This is a genomic window from Bacillus sp. C-3-6 (genome assembly GCF_054509685.1).
Genome location: NZ_CM137247.1, coordinates 2,730,642 through 2,743,355 on the forward strand (window position 1 = coordinate 2,730,642; position 12,714 = coordinate 2,743,355).

The 12,714-nt window shown below is 32.3% G+C and carries 13 protein-coding genes; 3 read left to right on the plus strand and 10 right to left on the minus strand.

What is annotated here, in order from left to right:
* Nucleotides 1-328: 328 nt before the first annotated feature.
* The 3 genes from ACW0JX_RS14065 to ACW0JX_RS14075 all read right to left on the minus strand — a co-directional run bounded on the left by ACW0JX_RS14065 (nt 329) and on the right by ACW0JX_RS14075 (nt 1,870).
* A complete protein-coding gene (locus ACW0JX_RS14065) occupies nt 329-781 on the minus strand; it encodes a spore coat protein (protein WP_000750485.1) in 453 nt (150 codons plus the stop codon).
* 14 nt (nt 782-795) lie between these two features.
* Complete coding sequence (locus ACW0JX_RS14070; RefSeq protein ID WP_000342253.1) at nt 796-996, minus strand: spore coat protein W; 201 nt, start codon at nt 994-996, stop codon at nt 796-798.
* Between the two features lie 367 nt (nt 997-1,363).
* Nucleotides 1,364-1,870 carry a spore coat protein gene (locus ACW0JX_RS14075; RefSeq protein ID WP_089171260.1) on the minus strand — a complete coding sequence of 169 codons (507 nt, stop codon included), beginning with the start codon at nt 1,868-1,870 and terminating at the stop codon, nt 1,364-1,366.
* A gap of 671 nt (nt 1,871-2,541) precedes the next feature.
* On the opposite strand from ACW0JX_RS14075, the gene ACW0JX_RS14080 reads away from it, so the two are divergent.
* Nucleotides 2,542-2,973 (plus strand): GNAT family N-acetyltransferase, encoded by a 432-nt coding sequence (locus ACW0JX_RS14080; protein ID WP_095690700.1) that lies wholly within the window; start codon nt 2,542-2,544, stop codon nt 2,971-2,973.
* A gap of 353 nt (nt 2,974-3,326) precedes the next feature.
* Here ACW0JX_RS14080 and ACW0JX_RS14085 read toward each other — a convergent pair whose 3' ends face one another.
* The gene (locus ACW0JX_RS14085; RefSeq protein ID WP_095691551.1) at nt 3,327-4,097 is read right to left on the minus strand and encodes a GNAT family N-acetyltransferase; all 771 of its coding nucleotides are present in this window, start codon (nt 4,095-4,097) and stop codon (nt 3,327-3,329) included.
* A 310-nt stretch (nt 4,098-4,407) separates the two neighbouring features.
* A complete protein-coding gene (locus tag ACW0JX_RS14090) occupies nt 4,408-5,187 on the minus strand; it encodes a BC_2878 family exosporium-associated protein (protein WP_459244853.1) in 780 nt (259 codons plus the stop codon).
* 252 nt (nt 5,188-5,439) lie between these two features.
* On the opposite strand from ACW0JX_RS14090, the gene ACW0JX_RS14095 reads away from it, so the two are divergent.
* Entirely contained in the window at nt 5,440-5,760 is a 321-nt protein-coding gene (locus ACW0JX_RS14095) for a hypothetical protein (protein ID WP_001062742.1), read from the plus strand.
* Nucleotides 5,761-5,814: 54 nt separating this feature from the next.
* Here ACW0JX_RS14095 and ACW0JX_RS14100 read toward each other — a convergent pair whose 3' ends face one another.
* From ACW0JX_RS14100 to ACW0JX_RS14120, 5 genes are all read right to left on the minus strand, one after another.
* Complete coding sequence (locus ACW0JX_RS14100) at nt 5,815-7,350, minus strand: MDR family MFS transporter (RefSeq protein ID WP_000229636.1); 1,536 nt, start codon at nt 7,348-7,350, stop codon at nt 5,815-5,817.
* 23 nt (nt 7,351-7,373) lie between these two features.
* On the minus strand, nt 7,374-8,081 hold the full coding sequence (locus tag ACW0JX_RS14105) for a polymer-forming cytoskeletal protein (RefSeq protein ID WP_000401031.1): 708 nt from the start codon (nt 8,079-8,081) through the stop codon (nt 7,374-7,376).
* Nucleotides 8,082-8,099: 18 nt separating this feature from the next.
* Nucleotides 8,100-8,810 (minus strand): bactofilin family protein, encoded by a 711-nt coding sequence (locus tag ACW0JX_RS14110; protein WP_001258371.1) that lies wholly within the window; start codon nt 8,808-8,810, stop codon nt 8,100-8,102.
* Between the two features lie 13 nt (nt 8,811-8,823).
* On the minus strand, nt 8,824-9,447 hold the full coding sequence (locus ACW0JX_RS14115; protein ID WP_000102246.1) for a YhbD family protein: 624 nt from the start codon (nt 9,445-9,447) through the stop codon (nt 8,824-8,826).
* 159 nt (nt 9,448-9,606) lie between these two features.
* Nucleotides 9,607-11,343 (minus strand): ABC transporter substrate-binding protein, encoded by a 1,737-nt coding sequence (locus tag ACW0JX_RS14120; protein WP_226606956.1) that lies wholly within the window; start codon nt 11,341-11,343, stop codon nt 9,607-9,609.
* Between the two features lie 101 nt (nt 11,344-11,444).
* Here ACW0JX_RS14120 and ACW0JX_RS14125 point away from each other — a divergent pair, with 101 nt between their 5' ends.
* Entirely contained in the window at nt 11,445-12,659 is a 1,215-nt protein-coding gene (locus ACW0JX_RS14125) for an MDR family MFS transporter (RefSeq protein ID WP_459244854.1), read from the plus strand.
* Nucleotides 12,660-12,714: the final 55 nt, after the last annotated feature.

The following is a 12,714-nucleotide window of genomic DNA, read 5'->3' on the forward strand; positions in this document are numbered from 1 at the left end:
TTCTATTTTAAACACCTTTTTCTTATTATTTTTCTAAAACACGAATAATTTTATAAGTATTTTGTATCATTATATTTTAATTCTTTATCTTAATATAATCTTTTCAAATTCATACTGTTTAAAATTTAAAAGCCAAATCCAATAAAGGAAATGGCTTTTAAATTTTCATAAAATAACCAAACTTTATTTTCCATCACATTGCTCTCATTATTATTTTGACGATGTTAAATATTAGTCCAGTTATGATTAATATTTATAGCCTGTACTATAATTAAAACAGTAAATATTCACCTGTAAGAATCACTAGATAAAAAACAAGTTAAACATTTTATAAAATATTTAATTTTACTAGTAAAGCTAATAAAATTTGGAGAAGAATTTGAACATTTACTGCTATGTCTGTATCCGTAGTCGTAACTGTAACATTTCTAGAATTTCTAATAACAGTTTCTTGTTTATTAATTTGTTTAATAGATGATTTTTGAAACAATTCTTGTGCTACACGGTCAGCTTTTTCACTGTCTGCTATAGAAATACTTATTATAACCACAATAGCTGCTTGTAAAGCTGCTTGAATAGATAACGCAGCTTTTGTATCTGTAGTAGTAACTTCTACATCTGCTGAATCAACTATTGTAATCGATTCTTCAGAAATTTGGTAAGTTTTACTTTCTTGTGCTGCAGCTTCTGAAACGGTAGCATTTTTAAAAGATGGATGAGGATTTGAGGAGTCTAATGCACTCCACTTTTTATTTTCATCTGAATGACATGTTTTTTTCATACATTCACCCCCTTTCAATCTAAATAATTATTAACTTGTGATTGTATTTCAGAAACAATACTTTTAATTTGCTGCTTTTTTTCTGGCGATAAATTTTTTAGTTTTTCTTCATTTATCCCATGCCTATTAAAAATATCTGAGAGTAAAAGGTCTATAATTATATTCTTTTGATCCTTATCAAACTTAAAGGAAGAAAATTTATTTAAATCATCCATTTACAATATTCACTCCTATCAGTTTTCTATAAAAATTTAGATTAACTACCAGCATTATATGTATTTAAATAAAAAATGCTTGGACAAGTAACTTGATTTTTTATTTTCACGGCTTTTTACTAATAAAATCAAAAAGCTGTCTTCTAATACGAAGACAGCTTTCCTTTACTTCACATATATAAGTTTTATTCACTGTTAAATAATAAGTTCACCTTTGTTATTGTGTAGTTTTCCACACTTAATTTCCCATCAATCTTGAATATTAATTCAGTCATAATGAGAAAGTCCATGCTTGTACCACATATTACAACAAAAAATATTTACTTAGAGTGAACCCTTATAGCTAAATATAAATAGGATAGACACTTTATAAAATGTTTAGTTTAACTAGTAACGCTAATAAAATTTGAAGAAGAATTTGAATATTCACTGCAATATCTGTATCAGTAGTTGTTACGGTTACGTTTCTGGAATTTTTAATAAATGTTTTTTGTCTATTAATTTGTTTAATAGATGATTTTTGAAACAATTCTTGTGTTATTTTATCTGCCTTTTCACTATCTGCTATAGAAATACTTACTACAACCACAATAGCTGCTTGTAACGCGGCTTGGATAGATAGTGCAGCTTTTGTATTTGTAGTAGTAACTTGTACATCTGCTGAATCTACTATTTCAATATATTCCTCAGAAACTTGATCGATTTCATCTGTTTGTATAGCTTCTTCTAAAAAATTTGCATTTTTACTAAATGAATAAAAATTTCCTGATTCAGAATCCTGATTTATTGGCTCAGAAACCTGTTTTTTTGGTTCAGAACCCCGATTTAATGGATCACGTTTTTTCTTTCTTCTACAAACTTCACAATCACACATAAAATCACCCCTTTTAGTCTAAAAAATTAGCAATATAAAAATATTGGCTAACTACTAGCATTTTATGTATTTTTAAAAAAAATGTTTGGACAAGTAACTTGAATTTACATTTTACTTCTAATTCTTTTTTGTAATAACAAAAAGCTGCCTTCTAATAAGAAGACAGCTCTCTTTTATTTCACATTTATATAAAAGACCCATACTTAAATACACTTAACTTCATATAATATATTGCATCCTTTCTTTTTAGAATAAATAGTCGTTACTGAAGGGCACTTTTCGAAGTGCTCTTATCTTTAATCCCCCTCTTTTTCAGGAAGAGTTTTTTTACTAAACCTTAATATGATTTGTATCACTAAGGCTAGGGATTACCACATTTCCTTAATAACTTCAATTAATACAGTAGATACTAATTAAAATACCCCTATGATCTTCTCTACACTAAAAAAATCGTGCGTTACCGAACGCATGAACTAATTTTTATTTTGACTATGTAACACTAAATTCACAACATTATTATCCTATGTTTGGTGAAGCCATCATTTCAATGCCAGCAACCCCACACTTTTAACTAATAACTTAAACAAATGTGCTATCTCAAGGTTCCTTTGATATAGTATCTTATGTTCTATATAATGAAGAGAGCGCTAGTATTCCGAAGGAGGATGTATATGAGTATTCAACTAGCTACATCTAACGATTTAAAATGGATTAATAGTCAATATAACTCAATAGGATTTGTAAGAAGTGATTTAAAGAGAGATAAAGTTGCAATTATTACATATAACAACGAGTATGCAGGTGTTGGCCGATTAGTCCAAATAGATGAAGATACTTTAGAAATGGGCGGGATTTTTATTCTACCTCAATTTAGAGGGCTTCAATTAGCTGGTGAGCTTGTTTCATTTTTAGTAGAAACTGCGAAAAAATCACAAATACAAAATGTATATTGTCTTCCTTTTGAGGAATTAGAAAACTTTTATAAGAAATATGGATATACTGAAGTCGATACTACGAAAGAAGCAGTCCATCCAATTATTCTAAAAAAATATAATTGGTGTTTGGAGAATTACGATAAACACGTTCTACTCTTCAAATTGTAAATGTAATAAAAAAATATATTCTCAATCGTTTTTCTATCAGTACTACTAATCGGAGCCAAAGGATTAATCAAAGATATTTTATCTCTCTTTTTATAAATGACTGATTAAAACTTAATGTTCCGTCAATACTATAGGTAACATGATTGTATTTCTCCATTCTCCCTTGGAGAGGAGCAGTAAGCTTTTGCTAGCTGCTCTTTTATTTTTTCAAAAAGTCACATAAATATCTTTAATTCCAAACATTCAAAAGATAAAATGTGATAAGATTGTTATGAAGATATTTACCAACTAATAAATGCGCCCTAGACTTACGTACTAGGGCGCATTTATTTTTTAGTATGTAATTCCTTCACTCATCTATTATCCACAAAATAAGTATCATACGCTTTATCAAAAACATATCCTAACTTTTCTGCTAGGTTAGCAGATGTAGTATTCGCTGCGTCCCAGTTTGGATACTTTCCATTTTCTAAGCAATCCAATATAAGAGCTGCACTAACTACAGTTGCCAAACCTTTTCTTCTATGATTATGATCAGTCGCAACTTCAATTTCAATGCCATCATTATAAATACTATACGAGGATGCACCGCATACAACTTCTCCGTTATATAAAATGCTATAACCTATACCACGGTTTATATAATCTTCTACCGACTGAAATTGACTTGTAAAATCTTCGGAGACCTTATGTAATGTAGGGCTATTTGCGATATGCTTATCTATTCTTTTTAACTCATATCCTTTTGGAAGTGTTGATATAAAAGATTGTAATTTTGAACGATTAAAAACTTCTAGATTTCGTTTGAATTTATAACGTAAAAACTTATCTATTTTTCTTTCATGGAATGTTTCTAGGCGTTGTTTCCACTCTTCACTATTTACGATAACTAAAATTCTTTCTGGAATATTACGTAATAACTCTTCTGTTTCTTGCACGTTTGGGTCTCCAGCGTAAAATGTGAAAATTCCTACCGTAACTTGTGCTACTGTTGGATTTTCAAGATCATTTACCCAAGCAATACCCATATGCCCTTGTAAATAAGAAAGTAAAACAACGTTATTGAAATCATTAAACATAGAAACTAGTTTTTTTCTTGTATGTATATTCGCTTCATATATCATTTACATTCCCGCCTTCTTTAGAATCAACTACTCTTAACATTTTCATGAGCGCTCCATAATTCGTATTCATATACATACCCACCTGTTCATCATAAAAGCAATTGACTATTAAATTAAAACTTCGAATATTTATAAAATATCAGTAAACATAAAATGATTATAACATCTACTAACTATAAAATGATCAACATATAAAATAAGTCAACAATAAATATATTTCTTACCCGTTAACAAACGGTTTGAAGGACCAACATAATTAATTATGTAACAACCCTCAACAATAGTTTGAGGGTGCATTTAAATACATGTATTATAACTCATTTTTATAAATAAAAGATTCCGTCTCACCGTTCTTATATACTTTAGTCAATTTAACAACTGATTTGTACGTGTTAACGTCATCCTCTATCATTTTTTTCATCTCTTCTATTTCGGCATCACCAGTTCCGCCTTCTATTTTTAAACAGTTCGAAATGGAAAGGTATCCGCTTGATGCCAATATAAAAATAAAAATCGTATCAGGAAAATTAATAAATAATAATCCGTAGTTTAAAGGGTCTCCAGCTGGATGTGATAAAAGTAATCGAAAACCTACCAGTTCAGGTACTTGAACAAAATCTCTAGAAACTCTCGCTTCACCTACTATAGTAATTTGCTTTACTACATTCCCAAGTTCATCTATAAATTCAGTACATCTAGGTGGATTAATTGTTGTTGCTTGGAAAGACACATTTAATTCAGGATTGTTAAAATCGAAAAAGATTGTACTCCCCTCTGTTAAACATTGCGGGCAAACATTTCCTAGCAAGCTAAAGTCCTCTTCAATATATTTAACTTTCGATTTGCAACTACAAACTTTTCCTATTCGGATTGCATCAATTTTTGAGCAATCTACAAAAATAACCTCATTGTCTTCTTGTACAAATGATACAATCCCTTTCATCACATTAAACGAAAGAAAATAGGATACAACGATTTCGTTTCCTGCTATTACAATACTTTCAACTTTAGTATACGGTTCTAGACTTTGTAAAAATTCACATATACTATTTTGGCAACATCCACAATCACGTTTCGGCTCACAATCCACTTACACTCCATCCCTTCTCTATATAGAATAACTAATACATATATATGAAAGGAAAACAAAAAAGCTTGGACAATATAACTTTAACGTAGGAATATCGTTACCTATTCATAATATTAGTAAGGGAATTACACCAATAATGAGTAATAACACATAATTTTTACTATAAATACATATAACAATTTCATCTTTCATGAAAAAAACGTTATAATGAAGTGTAGCCTCTACGATTACGTTATAAAGGAGATTAAAACAATGGCTAAAATTAAAGTATACCAAGTAAAAGAAGAAAATATGGAAGCAGTAAAAAACATCATTGATGTTGAGGAACAAAACCCAACTGCTGAAAACTTACAAAATCTATATGCATGTGTATTAGAAACTGAAGATATGGCATTGCCTGAATCATACATTGAAGAAGATATCTTAATCGATTCTATGGAAGTTATGGTTAACGCTTCTCAAAGCAAAGTAAGAGACTTAGGTGCATACGATGTAATCGAAGTTCAAAACAAAGGTAAGAAAACACAAATTTTATTACTTGCAGACGAAGAATACGAAATTATCGAAGGCTAATCTAACACCATACATACGAAAAAGCTCCTTTCCAATTGGAAAGGAGCTTTTTCATTACGCTTTTGATGTTTCGCTCTTTTTATTCTTTTGTTGTTTCTTAATTACCATGCGCTCATTTCCCATAAAGAAAATGAATATGAATGCTAATCCAGCTGGTACCAATGCCCACATGAATGTTTGAACAATTGAACTAGAAAGAGCATCAATAATCTTATCTAATATTTGCGGAGGGATTTGAGATCTTGCCGATTCTGATAAAATGGCTCTTGAATCCCTTAATGTGTTTGTATTCATTCCCCCGCTCATACCTTTAAATGCTTCTTCTAATTGATCTTGGAAACCTGTTCTTTGAATCATTCCGAAGATTGTAATACCAAGTGTCATACCTAATGAACGAATGAAATTACTCGTCGAAGTCGCAGATCCGCGCTGTTCCATACCGAAGTTGTGAATAGCTGCCATACTTAGTACAGAGAATGAGAAACCGACTCCAAATCCGATAATGATCATATACACTGTTAATAATGCACGACTTGTTTCTGGCGTTAATGTGCTTAATAAAAATAGTCCAATTAGCATAATAACCGCAGAAATGATCATAATGTTTCGGTAGCTAAGCTTTGTCGTTAAAAAACCACCTAACTGCGCTGTTACGACTGAGCCTAACATCATTGGTAAAAGTAATAATCCTGAGTTTGTTGCAGTGCCACCGTATACACCTTGAATGAATAATGGAATGTATACAGTTGCTGACATAAATGCAGCTCCGTAACATAAAGCAATAATTGTACTCATTCCGAACAAACGTTGTTTAAACATCTCAAATGAAATGATCGGTTCTTCTACTTTACGTTCAATAAAAATGAATGCAATAATTAAAATAACGAATCCACCAAATAAACTTAAAATAAAGTTAGAATCCCAATCATACTTTTGTCCGCCAAGTTCAAGCGCAAACATTAAAGAAACTACTGCACCAACTAAAGTAATTGCGCCAAACCAATCAATTTTTTGCTTTCTATGAACTCGTGACTCTTTATAAAAGAATGTAATAAAAATAAGTGCTAAAACGCCAAGCGGTAAGTTAATATAAAATACCCAGTGCCAGCTTATGTAATCTGTAATATACGCACCAAGCAACGGACCAAAAATACTCGATAAACCAAATACTGCTCCGAATAAACCACCCATTTTCCCGCGCTTTTCAGGAGGGAAAATATCAAAAACGATAGTAAACGCGATCGGCACTAATGCCCCGCCGCCAATACCTTGAATGGCACGATAAATCCCTAACTGTGTAATATTTTCAGCAGTACCACAAAGCGCCGAACCAATCATAAAGACGATTAAACCGAAAATAAAGAACCTCTTTCTACCATACATATCTGATAGTTTTCCGAATATCGGCATACCTGCCATTTCTGCGACCATATAGGCAGAAACGACCCATACAAAGTTTTCAAGACCTCCTAAATCACCAACGATTGTTCCCATCGCTGTTACGACAATGGTATTATCCATTGATGCCATTAAAATACCTAGCAATAAGCCCGCTACTACAAAGCCGAGCTTATTATTCTTTTCAACCATAAACTTGCTCTCCCTCGTACTACTTATATTTGTTTATGTTCCTTTACGACTGCATTACCTTTTTGATTAAAACTAGTATGATATTCTACAACACTAATTTCACATCCGGGACCAATTGTAACATTATTTCCTCTTACTACTTCAGCAATCGTATGCTCTAAATAAATCTCATCTCCTTCAATGATAGACGTTTGGAGGCTTCCAGCATGATTTGTAAATGGAATAAATCTCGCTTTTTTACGAACGGTAATCTTCTTACCGCCAATTTCTCTTACTTTGCTACCTTCATAACGAAGTGAAATTTCAATATTTTCAGCATTAAGTAATCCATCACTTTCAAGGCCACCAGTTAGTGACAGTTCTTCAACTTCAATATCTCCTTTTACATTTAAAGCGCCTTTCACATCTACGAAATCACCAGTTAATTTCCCCTTAACTTCTATCATACCTCTTACTTTTATTTTTTCAATATGAGCATCACTATGCATTTGTGTATTTCCGTATACTTTTACATATTCCGCATCTACATTTCCTTGTACTTCACTATCTCCATACACGACATAACTTTTCACTTTCATATTACCGCACACTTCACTCGTGCCGTACGTTTTAAATTCATTACAGCTCATGTCATTAGAAATCGTTCCTTCACCGCGAATCTTCACTTTATTATAATCTCCGCCTGCTGAACTACCAGAACCATTAACAGTAAGACTATGTTGATGTTCCATATCATTTTCTCCCTTCCATTAAATCTGCTTCATTTCTTTTACATTTGCGCTTTTATCAACAGTAAGAACACCCGTATATTCGATCAGTTCAATCTCACAGTTCGGTCCTACCGTAACATTATTTCCTCTTACCGTTCTTATGTGAGCATAATCAATATCGATATTGTCACCTTCTAATAGTTCAGCCTCTAATTGCATACCAAATACTGATTTAAACAGCCTACTAAAAGTACTTAGTCTATGTTTTACTTTAATCGTTTGACCACCAATTTCTTTCGCTCGACATGTACCGTGAATATTAATATTTATTTCATCAGCGCTTAGTAATCCACCAATTGTAAATTGTCCTTCTGAAGAAAACGTATCCACTTCACAATTACCATCAATTGTCGCTTGACCATTGACTTTAAATTCTTCACCAGTGACATTTCCACCTACCGTACCTTTTCCTGCAATTTTCAAACTGTTTGCCTTCACATCTTGCGTAATTGTTGCTTTTCCATCAATTCGCATCGTTTCAGCATGAACTGTACCGTCGATTTTACCTGATCCACTAATTCTTGCATTGCTACTTTTCAAATTTCCAGTAACGGCACCGTAACCGTTACATTCAAATTGGTCACATTCAACATTTCCATTCACAGTACCTTTTCCGTTTAATTGCACTTTATGAAACTCGCCACCATTCGATGAACCGTAACCATTTATAATCAAATTATCTGTACGCATACTTTCTCCTCCACTACAACAATTTCGTTTTTAATGCTTCGGTATATTTCATAATCGCTTCGCGTAAAACGATTTTAGTGCCTTTTTCAAAAATTAAATCTTCCACGTTTGAAACTAATAAACATGTAGAAATCCCTAACTTTCGTACAATGATTAAATCACAAGTTTTATGTTTAATTGCTTCATAATTTTCACGTAAAACTTGCAAGACCATTTTTCCTTCTTCTAAACTAATATCTCCCGATTGTAATAATTCTTCTAACATGTACACATAAAGAATATCTACAAATTGAAACTCTGCTGTTTTATTCGTTTGTTCTATGAAAAATTGTAAAACTGGTTCTGATGCAATCCCCTTACGTAAAATGTCTTCCTTTGTTAAAAGAATTTCTCTCACACTCGGTGAAAACATATTCGCTAGTTCATCAAGTGATAAATCCTCTTTCATCGTTTGGATTTTATCAATACGCTCTAATATCTTTTCTTTCGGAAAAAATGTCTCTTGACCCGTGAATGTTGACTTTCGTACAAACCAATCTTCCGGTATTAAATTTTTTCTTTTCCACCTATATAACTGTCCGTATGAAATGCCAGTTAGTTCTAATAAATCTTTTTTTGAAATCAAATCTGTACTCAACTGTATAACACTCCTTCCTGATATCAATGTAACATAACACTGTTACGCTGTAAATAGACTTTTATCACAAGTAGCGTAACAATGTGTAAAACAAACCTATTCCTACATACAAAAAAGGCTCTTACACATCTTATGAAAATGCGCAAAAGCCCTTATATATCAAGATTTAAACCAAATATTATAAAAATCAATCCAACCTTGTGAATTAATCATTATATTTTGGACTTTTTCATGTGTACTTACCTCTTGTTTATTACGATACAAAGGAATAATATGAATTTGACGTAACAAAGTATCCTCAATATCGCGTAACAATGTAACTCTTTTCTCTAATTCTTCTTGTTTAAAATAAATAGACAACTTTTCATAAAAGTCCATGTTGCTTTGTCCATGAATAAAACTATTTTTTGTAAGAAACATATATAATAGACTATCTTCTATTCGTTCGCTTATTGTGGCACTATCATGCATCATATCAGCCTTTTGTATCGTACTTACTTCCAATAGCTCTTCTATATCAAGAAAATTATTTTCTACACGAATCCCGTACTTCGCACACTCTTTTTGTATCCATTGTGCATCTTCAACATGATCTCGTCCTGTAAATGTGTAGAGCTGTAGCACTTCATTATGATAAGTACTCCTTTTAATTAAACTTTCTACATCTTCCTCAATCTCTACAATGCTTTCACCTGCTAATATTAGTTTCTTTGCCACTTCTCCACGTTCTCCGCCGAGTTCTTGAACGATTGTATAACCATGAATGATTTTATATAACGCTTTCCGAAATAACTCATCTTGCATTGGTCCTTCTTTCGTAAGATTACATGTTATATATGTCACGTTCGACTCAAGCCGAGACAATTCTTTATTATGTTTTTCTTTATCTTTATACTGCGCCTTTACTAAAACATCGTATGTACTTACACCTTGTTCTACATTCCACAACTCAACACGATCTAAAAAAGGTCTTTCACGAAAATATAAAGGATGACCTTCTAAAATGAACAGATTTTCATTACTTTTATATAATTGAAAAGACCCTGTTCCAATTAGCTCTCCTGCTTCATCTTCATTCACGATAGAACACTGTTCTGCACTTATCATATGTAAAAACATTTTATTTTCCGTATGTAATTGAATTTCGACAACGTAGTCATCCACTGAACGGATACTTTCAACGTGTTGTAACATCCATGCGTGTGCATTATTTTCCAGCTTCATAAATCGATTCAATGAGTATATAACATCATGTGCAGTAAGTTGTTTTCCATTATGAAAGTGAACTCCTTTTCGTAAATAAAACGTCCATATTTTTTCAGCGTCATTATATTCCCAGTGAAATGCAAGTCTTGGCTCTATAATGTTTGTATTACCGTCTACATACACGAGTGTGTCGAATATATGTTTTACCATATGACATTCTGAACGCATTGTAGCGTATACAGGATCTAATGTGATATCTAAATTCATTTGTACTTGCAACCGGAGTACATCTCTTCTCCCTTCAGATGTCATTTCAATCTTATGACCAAATATTGAATCTACCCAGCAGTGATATTCTCCCTTTACTGACGGAAAATGTGAGCTATAGCGTTCCACAAATATGCTTCCGCTTTTCACATCCCCTTTTTTCGTTATTTCTTTTCCTCTATCTAAAATTAAAGAAATCGGGTGCTTTTGAAATATTAACTTAGAACGATTTCCCCTGCCGCGACCTGGAAACCACTTGATCCAATTTAACTCATCTAATTTTTTTATAATTAATTTACTATTACGCTCTGTACAAAATAATGTTTCAGATATATTTTGCACTGTTACTTCCAATCGTTCTCCCTCTTTTTTCCCTTTTCCATAAGCAATCCATAGTTCAATATATTGATCTAAAATAAACATCATAATCCCCCTAAAAGGTGAAAAATACTCCCTATTGTTTCTACCCTTTTTCCAATTCTTCTTTCATCTTATCATTTCAATATAGAAAGGAGGAATTAATATTGAATTATCTCTTACTTCGTTACAATAAACCTATTTTTATTAGACTGTGTGGTGAATTATTAACCCGAACGACTGAATCTATGTTAGCTATCATTATGATTATTTACGTTAATAAAATGTTAAATGGCAATGTAATAATAACTATGCTGATTTTCGGATTACAGCCACTTTCAGACATTTTATTTACACTTATTGCTGGAGGAATTACTGATAAATATGGCCGGAAAAAGATTATGTTACTCGGCTTATTGCTACAAAGTGTTGCAATCGGTAGTTTCGTTTTCGCTCAATCCGTTTTTATATTTGCACTGTTATATGTCATTAATGGCATTGGCCGTTCCTTATATATTCCGGCTCAACGTGCACAAATTGCTGATTTAACAAAAAAAGAGCAGCAAGCAGAAATTTTTGCTCTCCTACAAACGATGGGAGCAATTGGATCCGTAATCGGCCCTTTAATCGGTGCAAGTTTTTATAATACTCACCCAGAATATTTATTTATCGTACAAAGTGTAACCCTTACGATATATGCCGTTGTTGTTTGGACCCAGCTCCCAGAAACCGTTCCGACTATAAGTAAGACGAAACAAACAATTGAGGCAAGTTCACCAAAGCAATTTGTTTTTAAACATTACGCCATATTCGGTCTTATGGTTTCTACACTTCCTATTAGCTTTTTTTATGCACAAACTGAGACGAATTATCGTATTTTTGCAGAACATGTATTTCCTAATCTCGTATTCATACTCGCATTTATTTCAACATGCAAAGCCATTTTGGAAATCATTCTACAAATCTTCCTCGTAAAATGGTCTGAACGATTTTCTATGGCGAAAATCATCCTTATTTCTTATACCTGCTTTACAATAGCTGCAGTTGGCTTTAGTTATTCAACGACGATATTGTCGTTATTCTTCACCTTACTCTTTTTAGTCATTGGAGAAAGTATTGCTTTAAACCATTTATTACGATTCGTTTCAGAAATTGCACCTCATGATAAACGTGGTTTATATTTTTCAATTTACGGTATACATTGGGATATATCTCGAACGTGTGGACCAGTTATTGGTGCAGTTTTATTAAGTAAACTAAGTGGTAGTATGCTTTTTTATATTTGCGCTTGCTTCTTATTAGTTGGGGGCATCGTTCAAGCACTGTTCGTTCAACATTTGGAACGTAAAAAAATCGTGAACCATCCTACACACAATTTATAAGTTACTACTTTTTCAGTAGATCAACATTTCTTATTGGATGCATGCTAAAAAATAA

Excerpts from the sequence above, each read along its gene's own strand:
- ACW0JX_RS14065 (WP_000750485.1), bottom strand. The coding sequence starts at position 781 with ATGAAAAAAACATGTCATTCAGATGAAAATAAAAAGTGGAGTGCATTA.
- ACW0JX_RS14070 (WP_000342253.1), bottom strand. The coding sequence starts at position 996 with ATGGATGATTTAAATAAATTTTCTTCCTTTAAGTTTGATAAGGATCAA.
- ACW0JX_RS14075 (WP_089171260.1), bottom strand. The coding sequence starts at position 1,870 with ATGTGTGATTGTGAAGTTTGTAGAAGAAAGAAAAAACGTGATCCATTA.
- ACW0JX_RS14080 (WP_095690700.1), top strand. The coding sequence starts at position 2,542 with ATGAGTATTCAACTAGCTACATCTAACGATTTAAAATGGATTAATAGT.
- ACW0JX_RS14085 (WP_095691551.1), bottom strand. The coding sequence starts at position 4,097 with ATGATATATGAAGCGAATATACATACAAGAAAAAAACTAGTTTCTATG.
- ACW0JX_RS14095 (WP_001062742.1), top strand. The coding sequence starts at position 5,440 with ATGGCTAAAATTAAAGTATACCAAGTAAAAGAAGAAAATATGGAAGCA.
- ACW0JX_RS14100 (WP_000229636.1), bottom strand. The coding sequence starts at position 7,350 with ATGGTTGAAAAGAATAATAAGCTCGGCTTTGTAGTAGCGGGCTTATTG.
- ACW0JX_RS14105 (WP_000401031.1), bottom strand. The coding sequence starts at position 8,081 with ATGGAACATCAACATAGTCTTACTGTTAATGGTTCTGGTAGTTCAGCA.
- ACW0JX_RS14110 (WP_001258371.1), bottom strand. The coding sequence starts at position 8,810 with ATGCGTACAGATAATTTGATTATAAATGGTTACGGTTCATCGAATGGT.
- ACW0JX_RS14120 (WP_226606956.1), bottom strand. The coding sequence starts at position 11,343 with ATGTTTATTTTAGATCAATATATTGAACTATGGATTGCTTATGGAAAA.